The sequence below is a fragment of the Bacillus cereus group sp. BfR-BA-01310 genome (genome assembly GCF_022664325.1).
GTDB lineage: Bacteria > Bacillota > Bacilli > Bacillales > Bacillaceae_G > Bacillus_A > Bacillus_A paramycoides.
Window position 1 is genome coordinate 346569 of record NZ_JAKUHD010000003.1, and the last position, 19804, is coordinate 366372.

A 19804-nucleotide genomic window follows, 5' to 3' on the forward strand; every position below is an offset into this window, starting at 1 on the left:
CGTAATTCCGTAAGGATTCGGGCTTGCGACTTTAGTCGTGGGAGTCTCAAACTTACTGTAATAAATATATATTTTGTAGAGGGAGGAGAGATTCATATATGCAGGCAGTTTCACAAAAAAATGCAGTAGAAACATCGACAATATACCGTATACTATTTGCAATTAGTTTCGGACATTTTTTAAATGATTCGATGCAAGCGGTTGTGCCGGCGTTGTTTCCTATTTTGGAAAAAACGATGAATTTATCCTATATGCAAGTAGGATGGATTGCGTTTGCATTAAATATGACGTCATCGATTATGCAGCCGGTTTTTGGTATGTATTCGGATAAGAAGCCGTCACCATTCTTATTACCGCTCGGTATGTTTTCGAGTATGCTTGGGATGATTGGACTCGCATTTGCACCGAATTTTATTATTGTTATTATTTCTGTTTTATTTATTGGATTAGGTTCTGCAGTCTTTCATCCAGAAGGTGCCCGAGTTGCTTATATGGCAGCAGGTGCAAAACGAGGTTTAGCACAAGCGATTTATCAAGTGGGAGGAAATACAGGGAACTCTCTGGCACCAATTTTTACAGCGCTCATTTTCGTTCCGCTCGGTCAAATTGGTTCTCTTGGTTTTACTGCTTTCGCAGCGGTAGGGATTGTATTGTTAATCTTCGTTTCAAATTGGTATAAAAATGAATTAATGAATGGCGTTGTAAGAAGAAAGAAACGAGCTGCGCTTGAGGCTGAAAATGCGATTGTAAGTACGCACATTAAATTTGTTATTTTGCTTCTTGTTTTTCTAACATTCGTACGTTCTTGGTACGGTGCTGGTATCGGGAATTTCTATCAATTTTATTTAATAGAGCATTACGGTTTATCTATAAAAAATGCACAGTATTTCGTCTTTGCTTTTATGATTGCAGGGGTGTTAGGGACTTTCTTCGGTGGTCCGTTAGCAGATCGATTCGGTAAGAAAAAGATAATTGTATTTTCAATGCTCGGTTCAGCGCCGCTTGCACTTTTATTACCTCACGTTTCGCTCGTGTGGGTTGTACCGTTATTTTTATGTATCGGTTTTATTAGTTCAAGTAGTTTTAGTGTAATTGTTGTCTATGCGCAAGAGCTTGTTCCTGGAAAAGTAGGGATGGTATCAGGATTAATTGTAGGCCTTGCGTTTGGTCTTGGAGCATTAGGTGCTGTAGTTCTTGGGAAATTGGCTGATATGTATAGTCTTCAGTTTATTATGCTATTATGTAGCTGTTTACCATTAATTGGACTGACTTCATGGTTACTGCCAAATGATAAGAAAACGATAGAATAGGGGATGCGCTATGAAATTATGTGAAAACATTACAGAATTAATAGGAGATACACCTGTCGTCCGATTATCTAAATTTATTCCAGAAGACGCAGCGGATGTGTATGTAAAACTGGAAATGTTTAATCCGTCGCGGAGTGTGAAAGACCGTGCTGCTTATAATTTACTTCATGCTGCTGAGGAAAATGGACTTATAAAACCTGGTGATACAATTATTGAACCGACAAGTGGAAATACAGGAATTGGTTTAGCGATGAATGCAGCTGCTAAAGGATATAAAGCTATTTTAATTATGCCAGATAATATGTCAAAAGAGCGTATTAATTTATTGAAAGCATACGGAGCAGAAGTAGTTTTAACACCAGCTGAACAAAGAATGCCAGGAGCAATTGCGAAGGCGGTAGAGTTACAAAAACAAATACCGAATAGTTTCATTCCACAGCAATTTGAAAACCCAGCAAATCCGAATATTCATCGCTATACGACTGCACTTGAAATTTATGAACAAATGGATGGAGAGCTTGATGCATTTGTAGCAACGGCAGGAACGGGTGGAACAATTACGGGGACAGGTGAAACGTTAAAAGGGAAACTACCCAACTTATATATTGCAGTAGTAGAACCGAAAGGATCACCAGTTTTATCTGGTGGTGTTCCAGGCCCTCATAAACTAGTAGGAACAAGTCCTGGTTTTATTCCAAAAAACTTAAACACAGAAGTGTATAACGAAATTATTCAAATTGCAGATGAAGAGGCATTAACTACTATGAGAAACTTAGCAAGACAAGAAGGCTTATTAGTAGGACCATCTTCAGGAGCTTCTGTTTACGCTGCGATAATGATAGCGAAACGTTTAGGCACTGGCAAAAAAGTTTTATGTATTGCACCAGATACAGGTGAACGTTATTTGAGTATGGGATTATTTGAATAAAAACGATAGAAACACCTTAATGGTGCAATAGCCACTATTAAGGTGTTTGTTTTAGGTTATTAAGAGAGGTGAAGGACGATGAAACTATTGAAACCAAAATATAAATATAGCGAACAAATTATGGAGTATAGGCAGGCATTTTCTAATTCAGGAGAACAACCACACGGTAGTTGTTCTTTACAAAATTTTGATTCATTTGATGAATGGTTTGAAAAAGTGAGTATACAAGAAGTAGGAGAAAACTTACCATCTAATCGAGTGCCGTCTAGTCAGTTTTTAAGTGTTGAGAATGGAAAAATAATAGGTTTTGTGAATATTCGACACAGGTTAAATCCAGAGTTATTGTTGGAAAGTGGTCATATTGGGTATAGTATTCATCCCGATGAACGTCGAAAGGGATATGCTACTAAACAACTTCAACTTTCATTAGCTGAAGCGAAAAAATTAGGTTTGAAGAAAGTGTTAATAACTTGTGATAAAGCGAATGTTGGTTCGGCTAAAACAATTCAAAAGGTTGGCGGTGTGTTAGAGGATGAAGTTGTTTCTTCTAATTCTGATGAAATTGTGCAGCGTTACTGGATAGAAATATGATTGAGTTAATTTTGAAAAGGTGAAAGTGGTAAAGGGAATATAAGATGTAATATCGAAATAGATAAATGTAAATAAAGGAGAATGATCTAGCTTTAGGGGGAAATGAAATGGGATTAAAAGAGAAAGCGATAGAAATGTCGGAGATTTATAGGGAAAATCCGAAAGTTGAAGCTATTATTTTAGCAGGCTCTGTAGCGAGAAAATTAGAAGATGAACATTCAGATATTGAATTGCATATATTATGGTCATCACCACCAGAGGATGAGGATCGTCAAGGGCCTATTAACAATATTGGTGGAACGATTTTATCATATCATCCTTACGAGGAAGAAGAATGGTCGGAAACATATTTGACGAAAGAAGGAATTAAACTAGAGATTAGTAATTTTTTAACAGTGACAGTAGAAAAGGTTATTTCAGAAGTTGTAGAGCAGTATGATATAAATTATGAGAAACAATGTATTGTATCATCGGTTCATGATGGTGTGAGTTTGTATGGAGAAGTGAAAGTGAATGAATTAAAAGGTAGAGTATCGGCATATCCAGACGAACTAGCGAAACGAATGATTTCAGAAAATCTATGGTTAAGTAATCGTTGGCATAATCGCAAGGCACTTTTGAAGCGGAAAGATTGGCTTATGCTTTATGATATTATTTGTGAAGTACAAAGAAATATATTTGGGGTCTTATTTGGTCTGAATAGAATGTATGTGCATCATCCTGCATTTAAATGGATGCCATATAATGTGGAACGAATGACTATTAAACCTGAAAATTTATATGAACGTATGGCGGACACGTTAATAGGGAATCCGGAATATAGTGTGCAAGAATTAGAGTTGCTAATAGGAGAAGTGGTGCAATTAGTTCATACATACGCTCCAGAAGTAACTATTGATGAGCAAGAAAAATCTATTTTTTATTTTGTGAAATAGAAAATGAAAACAAACATTTCTAACCTTGGTTCTTTTTGTATAAAGAGGTTAAGGGAGATGTTTGTTTTCTATTTTTCTATGAAGTTAAATTGTTTATTTAATTTCTTTTTTGTCTCTTCGCTCATTTCAATAATGCGAGACCAATATGCCTTTGTAATCGGATTATATTCTACTCTAACGGTGACACTCTTTTGAGAATTTATATTTAAATATCCAATAATCACTTTTGTCACCATCTTTGCAAGGTTGAACTTCTAATTAAAGAAGCGCATTACATACATAAATAAATACTGTTAAATCGTTTTGTTTTATAAAGAATTTGAAAATGATACAATTGAATTACAGGGAAAATTTGTTATTATCTATTTATTATAATTGAAATAAGAAAACAGTAATAAGGGGGAAGTTATGGGTTTTTTTAATAGGTTTTTCAAAAAAGTTGAACAAGTAAACAATCAAGAAGCAACTCTACATGAATTAAATGAAGAATTGTATGTTGAATCTCCGATAGAAGAAGCAAATGGATATTGGGTATCGATGGCACAAAACATAATTATTAATGCTGTAAAGGCGGCTGACAATAATGTGGAACGTGCATTCGTTTTACTGAACTTGAAAAAAGGTGAGGCTTCATTTGATATTTTCTATCAAATAAACGGGCAATTGTATTTTTGGGATCAGCTAGAAAATGAGACTATAAAAAATAGAATTCAGAACGAGTTGTTACCTCAAGCCTCAGAAGTTTCAAATGCAGTAAATCAGCAATTTAATGAAGCTGAACATCCTACAATTTCCTTTGCAGAATTACAATTTGAATGGGAAACAAAAGCCTGGTTTTCACATATTATCTGGGAAGATGATTCTGCCGCTCAATTGCCAAAAACTCAAATATTAAATGAGTGGTTTAACTTAATCCAAAAGGAAACTAAGAATAAACCGCTGGATAGTGACACAAAATTCTCTTGGTATCCATCAAACTCTTAAACATCTAATAGTAATTGAAAGAAGGTGGAGTTTCAAGAGTAGCATCTTGAGACTCCATTTTTATGTTGATAAGAAAAAATCTTCATGTGCTTAAAGTACTAGAAAATCTCCAAAATAAGAACGAAGCTTAATTTGCATAATCTATTTATTGTCAAAAGATATAAAAATGTTTTTGGTACTTAATAATATTCGCTCGATGGACATGTGGTAATGATAGGGAAAATGAATTTTGATGTAGAAATGTTAACTTGGGAAAGATGAATAACATCATAATGGAGATTAGATAGGAATCGTGATGCCGGTTAAGGTTCGATTGGTGAGGGCTAATAATCAGGGGGAAGAACCCCACTGATTATAGTATTATTTTATTTCACTAACTTTCCTAGTACAGGTAAACGTTGAATACGATCACCGAGAATATGAGAAGCAAGTCCGCTCGTTAATACGAATAAAAGATAAACAAGTCCTCCTGCTGCTGCACATATAAACACAATAATCAGTGATTCTATATAAGATTGGCCAGGAATAATCCAACTTATAAATGCTCTTAATGCAATTACAACAGCAGACATTGCTGCGGAGTATATCGTAATAAGAAATACTGTTTTTGTTGTTTCACCAATTTTGAATTTCGCAAACTTAATGATGCAGTACAACATAATAATATTTGAAACGAGATATCCAAGAATTGTGCCGAGTACAGCACCGTGTCCGCCAAATAAATGTAAGAGCGGTGTATTCAATAAAACCTTAACGAGGATACCGACTGAGAATGCAATCATTGTTTTTCTTTGATAATCAATTCCTTGTAATATAGCTGCGGAAACTGTGAAAATCGCACTTAATATAGCAGAAGGTGCAAATGAAATTAAATATTGCGATCCCCCAAGTGCAATTTCAGGATTTACATAAACCATGCGGAATGCATCGTAAGCGATACTAGCTAAACCGAATGCGGCTGGGATAGTGAAGAATAACAATACTTGGAATATCTTTGAAATTTGTTCTTGTAATTCATCTAGCTTCCCGCTTGTATAAGATTTCGTAATAGCTGGAATTATCGTTAATGAGAATCCAGTTGCAAGTGAAGCTGGAATCATAATTAACTTTTGGGCATAGTTCGTTATATAAGCGAAGACTGCATTCGCGGTTTCTAAAGGCTCTCCCATCGCTCTAAGGACATCAGCGACTGTATATTGATCTACTAGCGTATAAAGTGGAATCGCAATACCGACAAATACAATTGGAATTGCATATCGAAGTAATTCCATATAAATATTTTTTAACGGAATATCGGATGCTCTTGACTTTAGCTCGCCTTCAGGAGGTTTTAATCCATTATATTTTTTCCAGTACAGCATTAAAATTGAGACGCTGGCAAGTGCCCCGATAACAGCGCCAAATGTAGCAACTGCAACAGAAGAGGCTACTGAACCTCCTAATAGTTTTGAGACAATAAAACTACCAACTAAAATGAAAACGACACGTGCGATTTGTTCTACGACTTGAGAAACAGCACTTGGTTTCATATGTTGAAAGCCTTGGAAATAACCACGTGTAACACTCATAGCGGGTACGATAATAAGCGCGAAACTTAATGCTCGCATCGTAAGCGTTACGTCGGCGATAAATTGTGGATCTGGCGTTTTTGAACGAATAATAAATTGTGATATGTATGGTGCTCCAATAAATAAAATTAAAAATCCTAAAAAGCCCATAAACAGCATCAATTTTACGCTAGAGTTGTATAATTTTTTACTTGTACTATAATCACCAAGCGCATTATGTTTTGCAACAAATTTGGAGACGGCAATAGGAATACCAGCTGTTGAAAAACTTAATAAAATACCGTACCAAGAGTATGCATATCCGTATAAAGCGACCCCTTGCGTTCCAACTAATAATTGAAAAGGGAAGAAGTATATAAAACCTAAAATTCGTGAAATCATTGTTGCACCACTTAATAAAGCAGTGCCTTTTAAAACTTTTGAAGTAGACAAAATCCTTTCCTCCTACTCGTGCTGTCTTGCATTCATCGTATACTACTATAAACCCGCTAGAGAAGTTAATACAGTATAAACCATAAATGTTCTAATACTATTCATACAAAAGTCATATTTTGAATTTTTAAACAGAATGTAATACATAAAAATTCAAAATATGAGTTGACACTATTTTTAATGTATGATAAAAATGATAGTAATCAATTCGGAAAATAATATTTGGGCAATGAAAGGGTATAGTAGTGAAAATCTCCCTATTTCAGAGAGCTGATGGTTGGTGTGAATCAGTATATAGATTATTCATGAAGTTCGTCCTGGAGCATCTTTCATAAATCTTACATTGTGAGGAAATGAAAGACGGTAGTGCATACCGTTATCAAATAAAGTGGTGAAGATTTTTTTCACAACTAGGGTGGTACCGCGATATATATCGTCCCTACGTATTTACGTAGGGACGTTTTTTATTTAGGTCTTACTTAGTTGTGTCTTCATAACTAGGGTGGTACCGCGATATTTTATCGTCCCTACGTATTTACGTAGGGGCGTTTTTATTTAGGTCTTACTTTTTGTGTATCTTCATAACTAGGGTGGTACCGCGATATTTTTGTCGTCCCTACGTGTTTACGTAGGGGCGTTTTTTTATTAGGGAGGAAGGGAGTGTATTAGAAAATAGTATTGATAGAACAATATAAATACCGAATTGTAAAACAGAAAAAAGATAAAGAGAGGAGATAAACAAATGAATTCACAGCAATGGACATCGAAATTAGGCTTCATATTAGCTGCAGCAGGTTCAGCAATTGGTCTTGGGGCGATTTGGAAATTCCCATATATGGCCGGCATCGGAGGAGGCGGCGCGTTCTTCCTTATTTTCATCGGTTTCACATTATTAATTGGTTTACCGCTATTATTAGCCGAATTCGTTATTGGAAGAAGTACACAAAAAGAGGCCGTTGATGCATACAGAGAAATTGCACCTAAAACGCTATGGCCGTGGTTAGGTAAGTTGGGGATTGTAACATGTTTCATATTACTTTCTTTCTACAGTGTTGTAGGAGGTTGGATTCTATTATATTTATGGAATGCGATTACAGGTAGACTATGGGAAGGAAATGGGGCATACGAAGCTACGTTTGGTGAAATCATTTCCAATCCGTATTTAGCGGTTGGATCACAGCTATTATTCATCCTTATTACTATTTTTATCGTAAGTAAAGGTGTACAAAATGGTGTTGAAAAAGTAAATAAATATTTCATGCCAGCACTATTCGTTTTATTCTTTATATTAATTGTTCGTGCACTTACATTAGACGGTGCTGGAGAAGGAGTTCGCTTCTTCTTACAACCTGATTTCTCAAACGTAACGTCAGAAATTATTTTATATGCAATGGGGCAATCGTTCTTCTCGCTATCTGTCGGTGTAGCCGTTATGGTAACGTATAGCTCATACTTACCGAAAGAAGAAAGTTTACCGCGTTCAGCATTTTCTATTGTAGCTTTAACGCTCGTTATTACATTACTTGCAGGACTTGCAATTTTCCCAGTTGTGTTCGCATTTGGAATGGAACCATCTCAAGGACCGGGACTATTATTTATCGTATTGCCAGCTATTTTCAGTAAAATGGCGTTCGGAAAATTATTCTTCATCGTTTTCTTATTACTATTCTTCTTTGCTACTATTACATCAGCAATTTCGATGTTAGAAATTAGTGTTGCGTCATTAACATCAAAAGGTAAAGGGAAACGCGAAAAAATGGCCTTAATAGTTGGGTTATTAATCTTCGTTGTTGGTGTACCATCAGCATTATCATTCGGGATTTTAAGTGATCTCAAGATTTTTGGAAAGACTGTCTTTGATTTAGCAGATTATGCGGTTAGTAACGTATTAATGCCACTAGGCGTATTACTGGTTTCCATCTTCGTTCCTTTAAAAATGAAGAAAGATGTATTAATGAAAGAGCTTGGCGTAAGTAAAAATAAAGGCTATAAACTATTCGTATTATGGTTATTCTTACTTCGCTATATTGCACCAATTGCGATTATTATCGTATTCCTAAATGTATTAGGAATTATTTAATCTAAAGCGCTAGTCTATCGTTTTAACGAAAGGCTAGCGCTTTTTCTTTAAGAAAGCATGGAAGGTGCAAGGTGAGAGGATTTGTCATATAATAAAATGCAAAAGGTATATTAGGAGGTGTTTATATGGCGATTATAATTCAATTGCCAGACACTGCAACGTCTCATGCAAAGCCAAGTATGGAAATGGCGATACTTTGCGTGAGGTAGACAAGTAATATACAATCGCCCAAATGAGCTCGTATCATTTTTTATATTTGGCTTTGCACCTTATTGAAATGAACCATAAAAAATAAGGGGCGAGCAGAAATGAAATACGTAAAAGCTGCGACTGTTTTACCAGAAAGTTTAATTATTGAAATTCAAAAGTATGTACAAGGTGAAACAATTTACATTCCAAAACAAGAAACGGAACATTATAAATGGGGTACACAATCTGGAGGAAGAAAGCAATTAGATGAACGAAATAAAGCAATTAAGGATGCGTTTAAAAGTGGAATTGCTATTCATCAACTTGCTGAAAAGTATTTTCTGTCCGGGGAAACGATTAAGAAAATCGTGTATTCTAAATAAGGAAGCCGCCTCTAATGGGAAACCTAGAGGCGGTTTTGTTATGTAAAGTTCTTTTGTAAATCGTCTTTTACATACCGTAAAACATGATTATTGTATACAATGATACTAGATCAACAATTTGTATGGAGTGATAAAGATGGAAGCTTTTATTAGAAGTGATCAATATAATTTTATAAAATCACAAGCTTATATTTTAGCAAATGGACATGCGACAGCAAATGATCGAGGGGTTATTGCGGCACTGAAATCTCTTGCTATTGAAAAAGTGCTAAATGTCTTTGAGAATTTGGCTACCGAACAAAAAGAGTTAATTGATATGGTATTAACAGTCGAAAATAGAGAAGATGCAGAATCATTTTTACTGAAAATAAATCCGTATGTAATTCCGTTTCAGGAAGTTACAGCACAAACGTTAAAAAAATTATTCCCTAAGGCAAAAAAATTAAAACTTCCTGATATGGAAGAAATCAATATGAAAGAAATATCATATTTGGGCTGGATTGATAAAGGCTCGAGCAGGAAATTTATTATAGCGAAAAACAATAAAAATAAGTTTGTTGGCCTACAAGGAACATTCCAAAGTATAAATAAAAAAAGTATTTGTTCATTATGTCATGGGCATGAAGAAGTAGGAATGTTCTTAGTTGAGATAAAGGGTGATGTACCGGGAACTTTCGTTAAAAAGGGAAATTATATTTGTAAAGATAGTGTGGCTTGTAATCATAATATGAAATCACTTGATAAGTTGAACGATTTTATTGAGAGATTGAAAAAGTAATTCTAGAAATAAGTATGCATTACAATGGAGCCTTCAGGAAATGAACTGGAGGTTTTTTCATGTTTATTGGAGAAAGGTATTTCTGTGGAAAAATAAAAGTGAGGTGAGGACAGATAATGTCAGCTAAGAAAAGAAGGGTGATAAATGAATTAAAGCTTTGGACATTAACAGTAATCGTTCTTATCATCGTTTTGTATTTCTTCCAAAGATAATAAAACTCCATGTTTTTTCAAAAAGATGAAAAAACATGGAGAGAGTGTGTTATTTTTTTGACCAATTTTCTTTAATAAATTCTTCACGCCCAGATTCTTTTTGCTCGGTAGCATATTTCTCTGGATTCTTTTTATAGAAATGTTGGTGGTATTCCTCTGCTTCATAAAAAGGTGCAGCTGAGCGAATTTCAGTCACGATAGGATCTTTAAATATACCGCTTTCTGCTAGAGTTTGCTTCGATTTTTCTGCAAGCTCTTTTTGTGTTTCATTATGATAAAAAATTGCTGTGCGGTAAGAGGGACCACGATCGAAAAATTGCCCACCATCATCAGTTGGATCAATTTGTGGCCAATATAAATCAAGTAATTTTTGATACGGGAAAATAGAAGGATCGAATGTAATTTGAACGACTTCTAAATGTCCTGATATCCCTGATTTTACTTGTTCGTATGTTGGATTTTCAATGTGACCACCTGCGTATCCAGAAGTGACTTTTTGGATGCCAGGAAGTTCATCAAATGGTTTTACCATACACCAAAAACAACCGCCTGCAAAGGTAGCGAGTTCGTATGTTTTTTCAGACATTGCTGTAATCCTCCTAAATATATATGTTTTATATAGTATTATATAGTTGGTTTTATTACGCAATAGAAAAGATTTGAAAATATATGTTTTTTATACGAAAGATTCTATGCCCACATCAATTTATTGACCGTTTCTCAGTAACAATCAGAGGGAAAAGAAAATCAGTAGTATAGGTACGCTTCTACTCCTCCCAGGTAATTGAAAGCTTTAATGTTAGTAGCCTACGCGTTTATTGTTGCATGCATAAAGAATATTGATAAAAGCGTCCTGTGAAAAACTTGATGAAATATTTTATCAAGTTTTTTATTCACGTAATAATTAATACATATAATGTAGTAATTGTGTGAATTCTTCTACATTATATATATGGATATAGAAGAAGTAAATATTTTGTCATCAATTGTAGAAAAAATGTTAAAATTCTGCATGTAAATGCTTCCGAATATAGATTGGTAATTGAATTATAGTTTTCTATAATTTATATTGATAAAGATTATCAATATCTTTAGGGGAGAATAGGGAGGATTACAAACATGAAGAAGTTGTTATCAGTTTCTTTAGCTGCCATGATGGCATTAGGGACATTGGCAGGATGCGCGTCAAAAAAAGAGGAAGACGTAGCGGCTAAAACAAAGAAAAAAGAAGAGAGTAAAGTAGTAAACGTTTATACAGCACGTCACTATGAATCGGATGATAAATTATTCGAATCCTTTACAGCAGACACAGGTGTTAAAGTTAATGTTGTAAAAGGAAAAGCAGAAGAATTAATTGAACGTTTAAAACGAGAAGGGGAAAGCACTGAAGCTGATTTATTTATTACAGTGGATGGTGGTGTGTTGAATACAGCTAAGAAAAATGGCGTATTACAACCAGTAAGTTCTAAAGAAATTGATAAAAACGTTCCAAAAAATTTACGTGATAAAGATAATGAATGGATTGGTCTTGCAACACGAGCTCGTGTTCTTGTTTATGCAAAGGACCGTGTGAAGCCAGAACAATTGTCTACATATGAGGATATTGCAACAGCGAACTGGAAAGGGAAAGTGTTAGCAAGATCTTCTACAAGTTTATATAACCAATCATTATTAGCTTCATTTATTGCATTAAATGGTGAGCAAAAGGCAGAGGAATGGGCAAAGGGTATTGTTGAAAACTTTGCACAGGATCCACAGGGCGGCGATCGTGATCAAGCGAAAGCAGTTGTTGCTGGTAAAGCGGATGTCGCAATTATGAATACGTATTACGTTGGATTATTAGCGAATTCTCAAGATCCAGAAGAAGTAAAGGTCGCGGAAAAGTTAGGTGTATTCTTCCCTAACCAAGATACAACAGGTACACACGTTAACATTAGTGGCGCTGGTTTAGTAAAACATAGTAAAAATAAAGAAAATGCAGTGAAATTAATCGAATACTTCACAAGTGAAAAAGCACAAACAGAATTATCAAAAGCAAACTTTGAATTCCCAGTTAATAAAAAAGCAGAAATGCCAGAGCTATTAAAATCATGGGGTACATTTAAAACGCAAAAAATAGACTTTGCTGTACTAGGTGAAAATAACGCGAAAGCAACACAAATCTTTAATAAAGTGGGTTGGAAATAAACATGAAAAAACAGCATTTCTTACGAATGCTGAAACAAAATATGAACAGTTGGGTAGCCATTAGCCTCGTTGGAGTAGCTATTGTTTTGCTACCCAATTTTTTCATTGTGATCAGTTTGTTTCAGAAGGTTAACGAGAATTGGCAGCACATTAAAGATTATATGTTACGTGATTACATATGGAATACTTTGCAATTAGCTTTTTTCACCGGGATATGTACGATTATTGTCGGTGTGACACTAGCTTGGCTAGTCGCGGCATATGATTTTCCACTAAAAAAGCTATTTCGATGGATGTTTGTGTTACCTTTAGCGATTCCGCCTTATATTGCAGCCTATACATATAGTGGAATGCTAAGTTATACAGGAGTTGTGCAACGTTTCTTTCGTAATACGTTAGAATGGAAGGTAGATACATCGTATTTCAATATTATGTCGATTCAAGGTGCCGTATTTATTTTTACGATAACTTTGTTTCCTTATGTATATATCATTACAAAGTCGTATTTAGAAAATCAAAGTGCTTCGTTAATAGAAAATGCACGTTTACTAGGGAAAAACCAATGGCAAGTATTCTATCAGGTTGTATTACCTATTTCACAAGTCGCAATCGTTGGAGGAGTAAGTTTAGTAATATTAGAGGTGCTAAATGATTACGGAGTAGCAAGTTATTTTGGGATTCAAACTTTTTCAACAGCAATTTTTCAGACTTGGTTTGGAATGTATGATGTGGATTCGGCGGTTAGGCTTGCAGCGATTTTAATGGTTGGAGTTATTACTTTCTTATTCATTGAAAAACTATTACGAAACCGTAAAAAGTTTAGTGCTACAACGAGTAAGACAAAGGCGTTAACACCAATTCGATTAAAAGGATGGAAAGGCTTATTAGCGTTGTCGTATTGTGTATTGATTTTCTCCTTTTCATTTGCTATTCCGTTCATACAAATGATTTCATGGGCGTTATTAACGTATGAAAGTGTGTTACAGACACAATTTATTGAATTAATAAAGAATACATTGTTTGTAGCATTGCTAGCAACAACAATTATTATTGTTCTTTCTATTATGATTGCAAATGTGTGTCGTGTTCAAAAAAATTCATTTTCCAACGTATTAACAAGGTTTGTTTCAATTGGTTACTCTATTCCTGGTGCCGTATTAGCTATTGGTGTACTTACATTATTTATTTCAGTAGATAAAGGGTTATCTACACTATATGAATGGGTAGGTACAGATCGAAAACTTGTCTTAAGTTTATCGATAGTTATGGTCATTTTTGCTTATGTAATACGATACTTAGCAATCGGATTTAATTCTATTGAAGCTGGTTTTGAAAAAATGGGGACGAAGTATTATGAAGCATCACGTATGCTAGGGTTTGGGATGACAAAAACCTTTATCAAAGTGGATTTACCACTTATGAAAGGTACTATTATTAGCGGTTTTATTCTTACTTTTGTAGATATTATGAAAGAACTTCCGTTAACGTTAATTTTACGCCCATTCAATTTTGATACGTTAGCAACGAAAACATATCAATTTGCAAGTGATGAGCGAATACAGGAAGCATCAATTCCAGCGTTAATTATTGTTTTGATTAGTATGGTATCAGTATATATCTTTTATCGTTTAGAGAAGAAGGAGGCGTAGTAATGTTTTTTGAAATGAATAATCTTAGCTTCCGTTATAAAAATGCAAAACAAGATGTTATTGATGGGCTGTCTATTTCAATTGAAAAAGGTGAAATTGTTGGGATTCTCGGGAAAAGTGGCAGTGGGAAAAGTACATTACTTCGCCTAATTGCAGGATTAGAGTATCCTTCATCAGGTAGCATTGAAATAAAGAATAAAACGATTGTAGATGATGAACATTTTCTTGTTCCAGAAAAACGAGAAGTGGGAATGGTCTTTCAAGACTATGCATTGTTTCCACATTTAACGGTGGAGAAAAATATTAAGTTTGGTTTACATCATTTCCCAAAGAGTGAGCAAAAGAATCGATTGCTACATATGCTAGAGCTTATTGATTTAAAAGGATTTGAAAAGCGTTATCCATATGAATTGAGCGGTGGACAGCAGCAGCGTGTGGCGTTAGCGCGTGCGCTAGCACCTAATCCATCCATCCTTTTAATGGATGAACCATTCAGTAATCTAGATGCAGATTTAAGAGGAAAGATTCGTCAAGAATTGAAGAATATATTAAAAAAAGAAGGAATGACATGTATTTTTGTTACACATGATCGAGAGGATGTAAATGCTATTTGTGACCGAGTAATAAATATGGAGTAAAGTATGATCGGAAAGATACTTCCGTTGAAAAGAAGATGTAGATGAATTGTATCGAAAAATTTATATCCCCCTGATTTCTCATACGTAATGGGAATCAGGGGGGATAAATAAAGAATAACGTGAAAACAAGCATTTGATATCAAAAGTAAATAAAATTTTGTTTAGGTGTGATTCAAAATGTTAGTTGGATGAAGGTTAAGTTTATTAAAAAATCCAAAAAATATATTGACAATGAAAAGAACAAAGTCCTATAATACGTTTAATAAATAAAAGTTAATTAAGAATCTTCTGACTTTATATTTTATATATGCAGAGAAGAGGAAAGTAGATGATTATGATCGTTTCAGAGAGCTGCTCCAAGGCTGTGAGAGTAGTAACAATCGAATCATTGAAGATCACCTCGGAGCATCGCTTGCGAAAGGGAAACTGAGTAGAGGGCGGCGGCATCGTCTCCGGTAAAAGGACGGGGGTCTGATTGGACCTACAGAGCTTATATTTCGTGAGAAGTGTAAGGAAGCTGAGTGGTAACGCGAAACTCTCGCCTCAGCAATCAAAGCTACTATTAAGTAGTAGTTGATTGCTGAGGCGAGAGTTTTTATTTAAAAAAATAGATTAAGTAAGAGAAGAAATGTATAAGAAGGGATTGGACAAAATGAGAAGTGACATGATTAAAAAAGGTTTTGATAAAGCTCCACATCGTAGTTTATTAAAAGCAACTGGTTTAAAAGATGAGGATTTTGATAAACCATTCGTAGCAATTTGTAATTCTTTTATTGAAATTATTCCAGGTCATAAGCACTTAAATGAGTTTGGGAAACTCGTAAAAGAAGCAGTGCGTGCAGCAGGCATGGTTCCATTCGAATTCAATACAATTGGAGTAGATGATGGTATTGCGATGGGGCATATCGGTATGCGTTATTCACTTCCGAGCCGTGAAATCATTGCAGATTCAGTAGAAACAGTTGTAAATGCGCATTGGTTTGATGGGATGATTTGTATTCCAAACTGCGACAAAATTACGCCGGGAATGATGATGGCTGCACTTCGTGTAAACATTCCAACTGTATTTGTTTCAGGTGGACCGATGGCAGCTGGGAAGACTTCTAAAGGGGAAGTTGTCGATTTGAGTTCTGTGTTTGAAGGGGTAGGAGCCTACCAATCTGGGAAAATTTCAGAAGAAGAATTAAAGGATATCGAAGATCATGGCTGTCCATCTTGCGGCTCTTGTTCCGGTATGTTTACAGCGAACTCTATGAATTGCTTATGTGAAGTACTAGGCTTAGCATTGCCTGGTAACGGTAGTATTTTAGCAATTGACCCAAGGCGTGAAGAGTTAATTAAACAAGCAGCAGAAAAATTAAAAATTTTAATTGAAAGAGATATTAAACCACGCGATATTGTAACAGAAGAAGCAATTGATGATGCGTTTGCGCTTGATATGGCGATGGGTGGATCAACGAATACAGTATTACACACGCTAGCTCTCGCACAAGAAGCGGGTTTAGATTACGATATGAACCGCATTGATGCAGTTTCAAGACGTGTACCGCATTTATGTAAAGTAAGTCCAGCTTCTAATTGGCATATGGAAGATATTGATCGCGCGGGAGGGATTAGTGCAATTTTGAAAGAGATGAGCCGAAAAGAAGGGGTACTCCACCTTGATCGTATAACTGCTACTGGGCAAACGTTGCGAGAAAATATTGCTCATGCAGAGATTAAAGATAAGGAAGTTATCCATTCTCTCGAAAATCCTCATAGTGAAGAAGGGGGATTACGTATATTAAAAGGAAACCTTGCGAAAGACGGAGCGGTTATTAAAAGTGGGGCAACAGAAGTAAAACGATTTGAAGGACCTTGCGTTATTTTTAATTCACAAGATGAGGCGCTTGCCGGCATTATGCTTGGGAAAGTCAAGAAAGGAGATGTAGTTGTTATTCGTTACGAAGGACCAAGAGGCGGACCTGGTATGCCGGAAATGTTAGCACCAACGTCAGCAATTGCTGGTATGGGATTGGGGGCAGATGTTGCACTTTTAACTGATGGTCGTTTCTCTGGTGCTTCACGTGGTATTTCGGTAGGGCATATTTCACCAGAAGCAGCTGCGGGAGGAACGATTGCACTTCTGGAACAAGGGGATATAGTTTGTATTGATGTTGAGGAACGATTGTTAGAAGTAAGAGTTAGTGATGAAGAATTAGAGAAGCGTAAAAAAGAATGGAAGCGACCAGAACCAAAAGTGAAAACTGGCTGGCTTGGACGCTATGCACAAATGGTAACATCAGCGAATACAGGTGCAGTTCTGAAAATCCCGAATTTTGATTGAGCCAATATAAAAAAGAGATAAGGATGATATAAAATGGTGCAAAATGTAAAGGAGAGAGTGAAAATTGAAGATATCTTAATGGCTCATAATTGCATGAAAGATATCGTTATTAAAACACCGCTACAACGTGATACAGTTTTATCTGAGAAATACGAATGTGACGTATATGTGAAGCGAGAAGATTTACAAGTTATCCGTTCTTTCAAAATTCGTGGTGCGTACAATTTAATCCAAAGTTTATCGAAAGAGCAATTACAAAATGGTGTTGTTTGTGCAAGTGCTGGTAATCATGCACAAGGAGTTGCTTATACGTGTAATTTATTGAAGATTCCGTCTAAAATATTCATGCCGACAACGACGCCTAAACAAAAAGTATCACAAGTTGAATTTTTCGGCGGCGATTTCGCAGGAATTGTATTAGTTGGAGATACGTTTGATAGTTCTTTCCAAGAGGCGCAGCGCTATTGTGAGCAGAATAGGATGACATTTGTTCATCCGTTTGATGATCCGTATGTCGTTGCTGGTCAAGGAACAGTTGCTGTTGAAATTATGCACGATATGGAGAAACCAGTTGATTATATATTTACAGCAATTGGTGGTGGTGGATTAGCATCAGGAATCGGTACATACGTAAAAGGTGTAAGCCCAACTACAAAAGTAATCGGTGTAGAACCAATGGGGGCTGCATCTATGAAAGAATCCTTTTTACAAAATGAAAATGTCGCATTAGATAGGATTGATAGTTTTGTTGATGGCGCAGCTGTTAAAAAGGTAGGAAAGTTAACATTTGAAACTTGTAAAGATGTAATTGACGACATTGTTTTAGTGCCAGAGGGAAAGGTTTGTACGACAATATTAGAATTGTATAAGAAAAATGCGATTGTAGCGGAGCCAGCTGGTGCGCTATCTATAGCGGCGCTTGATCTATACAGAGATGAAATAAAAGATAAAACGGTTGTGTGTACGTTGAGCGGTGGGAATAATGATATTGATAGAATGCAAGAAATGAAAGAACGTTCGCTCATTTATGAAGGGTTAAAGCATTACTTCGTTATTGAATTTCCACAACGTTCAGGGGCACTACGAGAATTTCTTGATAAAGGATTAGGACCGGAAGATGATATTACCCGCTTTGAGTATATTAAGAAACATAATAAAGAGAACGGGCCTGCATTAGTGGGAGTAGAATTGAAACATAGAGAAGACTATGAGGCTTTAATTACTCGTTTTCAAGAAAATAACATTCAATTTATGGAGCTTAATAAAAATCCTGTATTGTTTGATTTACTTATTTAATAGAAATAGAAAGAGAGCTAATAATAGCTCTCTTTCTATTTTCGTTTATTAATTATCTTACCACTTTCATCAATTTCTACATCAGTAGAAACAGTTTGTAAATATTGAAGTGCTTTTTTCTTCTCTTCTTCATTCACAGGAGAAATTTGATTGTTTCGTATTATATAAGGATTGAACGACATTTGAACATCTTTCCCTTTAAACGTTAAGGTCAAAACGCCTGTTTCGGCACTTTTTCCGTTTACGTAGCTCGGGAATAAAAAGTTTCCTAATGAGTAAGCTACAGGAACCTTATTGTGATATTCAAATCCTTGTAGCCAATGCGGGTGACTTCCAACGATAGCGTCAGCACCTGCCTCTACCATTTTAGGAACATATTGTTTTTGATACTCTACCGGGCGATTTGATTTTTCAACGCCCCAGTGCATATAGACGATTACATAGTCTGCATCTTTCTTTTGCTCTTGAATCGTTTTTGTGACAAGATCTAGATCATATCCGTTTGTAACGCCTGGTTTATTGTCACCAGCTACCCAATTAAAGTTAGGCATAAAGCGTACGAAAGAAAGAAATTTAAACTTTTTCCCTTTTACAGTTAGTTCACGAGCTGTATAGGCATCTTCAGCATTTTTTCCGGCTCCAGTGTAAGGTAGTTTTAATTTTTCGACGTGAGAAATGGTGTCTAGTAGTCCATCTTGTCCATAATCAAGCGTATGGTTATTGCCAATATTGACAATATCGTATCCAGTATTTTTAATTGCTTGTAGTGTAGATGGATCGCTTTTTATCCAAAATTGTTGACCAGGCACTCTTTTTTCTTTTGTTGTAAATGCAGACTCTAAATTAATAAAGGAGATATCAGCCTTCGTTATTTCCTCTTTTACGTGTTGAAACGGATAATCAGCCCCGTTCTTTTCAATTATGGGACGTAATTGCCAATCGAACATCGTATCACCAGAGAAGGTGAGTGTAATTTCAGGGTCTTCGGTTTTCTTTTCGGTCGTTGAATTTGCCTTGCTTGATGCGTTTTGTATATCTGGTTTATTTTTTGCTTTTGAAATGTAAGTGTAATTGATTAATAAAACAATTGGTGTAATGAAAAAGGCTATTAAAATAAGTCGTTTTAATAAAGTTTTCATAGCTACCGTCCCTTTTGTGTTATCCCGCTTTATTTAATTAGTAAATAGTAAATAGTAGGAGATGAAAAACCTCCCACTGACTAAAGTCTCACTTTGTACCGTAATCGTGAACTTCCACGATGATGCTCATAATGGATGTAGTAAAAGTAAGTTATAACTAGATTCATAGATGTGAAAAA

General features: G+C 35.5%; 16 protein-coding genes and 2 other annotated features. Of the genes, 13 read left to right on the top strand and 3 right to left on the bottom strand.

Annotated elements, in window-relative coordinates; all coding sequences use genetic code 11:
- The first annotated feature begins 98 nt into the window (after positions 1 to 98).
- The 5 genes from MR109_RS09880 to MR109_RS09900 all read left to right on the top strand — a co-directional run bounded on the left by MR109_RS09880 (position 99) and on the right by MR109_RS09900 (position 4748).
- Complete coding sequence (locus MR109_RS09880) at positions 99 to 1310, top strand: MFS transporter (RefSeq protein ID WP_242271928.1); 1212 nt, start codon at positions 99 to 101, stop codon at positions 1308 to 1310.
- Between the two features lie 10 nt (positions 1311 to 1320).
- The gene (cysK, locus tag MR109_RS09885) at positions 1321 to 2238 is read left to right on the top strand and encodes a cysteine synthase A (protein ID WP_048375904.1); all 918 of its coding nucleotides are present in this window, start codon (positions 1321 to 1323) and stop codon (positions 2236 to 2238) included.
- 78 nt (positions 2239 to 2316) lie between these two features.
- Positions 2317 to 2829 carry a GNAT family N-acetyltransferase gene (locus MR109_RS09890; RefSeq protein WP_242271930.1) on the top strand — a complete coding sequence of 171 codons (513 nt, stop codon included), beginning with the start codon at positions 2317 to 2319 and terminating at the stop codon, positions 2827 to 2829.
- Positions 2830 to 2936: 107 nt separating this feature from the next.
- On the top strand, positions 2937 to 3764 hold the full coding sequence (locus MR109_RS09895) for a DUF4037 domain-containing protein (RefSeq protein WP_098790472.1): 828 nt from the start codon (positions 2937 to 2939) through the stop codon (positions 3762 to 3764).
- A 408-nt stretch (positions 3765 to 4172) separates the two neighbouring features.
- Positions 4173 to 4748, top strand: a complete 576-nt coding sequence (locus MR109_RS09900) for a hypothetical protein (protein WP_025148934.1) — start codon at positions 4173 to 4175, stop codon at positions 4746 to 4748.
- A gap of 365 nt (positions 4749 to 5113) precedes the next feature.
- Here MR109_RS09900 and MR109_RS09905 read toward each other — a convergent pair whose 3' ends face one another.
- On the bottom strand, positions 5114 to 6748 hold the full coding sequence (locus MR109_RS09905; protein ID WP_242271932.1) for a putative polysaccharide biosynthesis protein: 1635 nt from the start codon (positions 6746 to 6748) through the stop codon (positions 5114 to 5116).
- Positions 6749 to 6968: 220 nt separating this feature from the next.
- Positions 6969 to 7192, top strand: a binding site (T-box leader).
- A gap of 298 nt (positions 7193 to 7490) precedes the next feature.
- Between MR109_RS09905 and MR109_RS09910 the strand changes: the two genes are divergently transcribed.
- The 3 genes from MR109_RS09910 to MR109_RS09920 all read left to right on the top strand — a co-directional run bounded on the left by MR109_RS09910 (position 7491) and on the right by MR109_RS09920 (position 10178).
- Positions 7491 to 8828 (top strand): sodium-dependent transporter, encoded by a 1338-nt coding sequence (locus tag MR109_RS09910; RefSeq protein WP_242271933.1) that lies wholly within the window; start codon positions 7491 to 7493, stop codon positions 8826 to 8828.
- Positions 8829 to 9136: 308 nt separating this feature from the next.
- Complete coding sequence (locus tag MR109_RS09915; RefSeq protein ID WP_002171359.1) at positions 9137 to 9400, top strand: CD3324 family protein; 264 nt, start codon at positions 9137 to 9139, stop codon at positions 9398 to 9400.
- 136 nt (positions 9401 to 9536) lie between these two features.
- Positions 9537 to 10178, top strand: a complete 642-nt coding sequence (locus MR109_RS09920; RefSeq protein ID WP_025148931.1) for a FusB/FusC family EF-G-binding protein — start codon at positions 9537 to 9539, stop codon at positions 10176 to 10178.
- Between the two features lie 261 nt (positions 10179 to 10439).
- Here MR109_RS09920 and msrA read toward each other — a convergent pair whose 3' ends face one another.
- Complete coding sequence (gene msrA, locus MR109_RS09925) at positions 10440 to 10976, bottom strand: peptide-methionine (S)-S-oxide reductase MsrA (RefSeq protein WP_098473115.1); 537 nt, start codon at positions 10974 to 10976, stop codon at positions 10440 to 10442.
- A gap of 533 nt (positions 10977 to 11509) precedes the next feature.
- On the opposite strand from msrA, the gene MR109_RS09930 reads away from it, so the two are divergent.
- The 5 genes from MR109_RS09930 to ilvA all read left to right on the top strand — a co-directional run bounded on the left by MR109_RS09930 (position 11510) and on the right by ilvA (position 18486).
- Positions 11510 to 12577 carry a Fe(3+) ABC transporter substrate-binding protein gene (locus tag MR109_RS09930; protein WP_071720711.1) on the top strand — a complete coding sequence of 356 codons (1068 nt, stop codon included), beginning with the start codon at positions 11510 to 11512 and terminating at the stop codon, positions 12575 to 12577.
- Between the two features lie 2 nt (positions 12578 to 12579).
- On the top strand, positions 12580 to 14226 hold the full coding sequence (locus tag MR109_RS09935) for an ABC transporter permease (RefSeq protein ID WP_025148928.1): 1647 nt from the start codon (positions 12580 to 12582) through the stop codon (positions 14224 to 14226).
- 2 nt (positions 14227 to 14228) lie between these two features.
- The gene (locus MR109_RS09940) at positions 14229 to 14864 is read left to right on the top strand and encodes an ABC transporter ATP-binding protein (RefSeq protein WP_242271934.1); all 636 of its coding nucleotides are present in this window, start codon (positions 14229 to 14231) and stop codon (positions 14862 to 14864) included.
- Positions 14865 to 15167: 303 nt separating this feature from the next.
- Positions 15168 to 15413, top strand: a binding site (T-box leader).
- A 103-nt stretch (positions 15414 to 15516) separates the two neighbouring features.
- Positions 15517 to 17190, top strand: coding sequence for a dihydroxy-acid dehydratase (gene ilvD / locus MR109_RS09945; protein ID WP_002171362.1), 1674 nt, complete (start codon positions 15517 to 15519; stop codon positions 17188 to 17190).
- A gap of 33 nt (positions 17191 to 17223) precedes the next feature.
- The gene (ilvA, locus tag MR109_RS09950) at positions 17224 to 18486 is read left to right on the top strand and encodes a threonine ammonia-lyase IlvA (protein ID WP_242271935.1); all 1263 of its coding nucleotides are present in this window, start codon (positions 17224 to 17226) and stop codon (positions 18484 to 18486) included.
- Between the two features lie 35 nt (positions 18487 to 18521).
- Here the strand turns inward: ilvA and MR109_RS09955 are convergent, their stop codons facing one another.
- Positions 18522 to 19625: a CapA family protein gene (locus tag MR109_RS09955; RefSeq protein WP_002171364.1), complete on the bottom strand. Its 1104-nt coding sequence runs from the start codon at positions 19623 to 19625 to the stop codon at positions 18522 to 18524.
- Positions 19626 to 19804 lie beyond the last annotated feature (179 nt).

Coding starts and splice junctions, on each gene's coding strand:
- MR109_RS09880 (WP_242271928.1), top strand. CDS start 99: ATGCAGGCAGTTTCACAAAAAAATGCAGTAGAAACATCGACAATATAC.
- cysK (WP_048375904.1), top strand. CDS start 1,321: ATGAAATTATGTGAAAACATTACAGAATTAATAGGAGATACACCTGTC.
- MR109_RS09890 (WP_242271930.1), top strand. CDS start 2,317: ATGAAACTATTGAAACCAAAATATAAATATAGCGAACAAATTATGGAG.
- MR109_RS09895 (WP_098790472.1), top strand. CDS start 2,937: ATGGGATTAAAAGAGAAAGCGATAGAAATGTCGGAGATTTATAGGGAA.
- MR109_RS09900 (WP_025148934.1), top strand. CDS start 4,173: ATGGGTTTTTTTAATAGGTTTTTCAAAAAAGTTGAACAAGTAAACAAT.
- MR109_RS09910 (WP_242271933.1), top strand. CDS start 7,491: ATGAATTCACAGCAATGGACATCGAAATTAGGCTTCATATTAGCTGCA.
- MR109_RS09915 (WP_002171359.1), top strand. CDS start 9,137: ATGAAATACGTAAAAGCTGCGACTGTTTTACCAGAAAGTTTAATTATT.
- MR109_RS09920 (WP_025148931.1), top strand. CDS start 9,537: ATGGAAGCTTTTATTAGAAGTGATCAATATAATTTTATAAAATCACAA.
- msrA (WP_098473115.1), bottom strand. CDS start 10,976: ATGTCTGAAAAAACATACGAACTCGCTACCTTTGCAGGCGGTTGTTTT.
- MR109_RS09930 (WP_071720711.1), top strand. CDS start 11,510: ATGAAGAAGTTGTTATCAGTTTCTTTAGCTGCCATGATGGCATTAGGG.
- MR109_RS09935 (WP_025148928.1), top strand. CDS start 12,580: ATGAAAAAACAGCATTTCTTACGAATGCTGAAACAAAATATGAACAGT.
- MR109_RS09940 (WP_242271934.1), top strand. CDS start 14,229: ATGTTTTTTGAAATGAATAATCTTAGCTTCCGTTATAAAAATGCAAAA.
- ilvD (WP_002171362.1), top strand. CDS start 15,517: ATGAGAAGTGACATGATTAAAAAAGGTTTTGATAAAGCTCCACATCGT.
- ilvA (WP_242271935.1), top strand. CDS start 17,224: ATGGTGCAAAATGTAAAGGAGAGAGTGAAAATTGAAGATATCTTAATG.
- MR109_RS09955 (WP_002171364.1), bottom strand. CDS start 19,625: ATGAAAACTTTATTAAAACGACTTATTTTAATAGCCTTTTTCATTACA.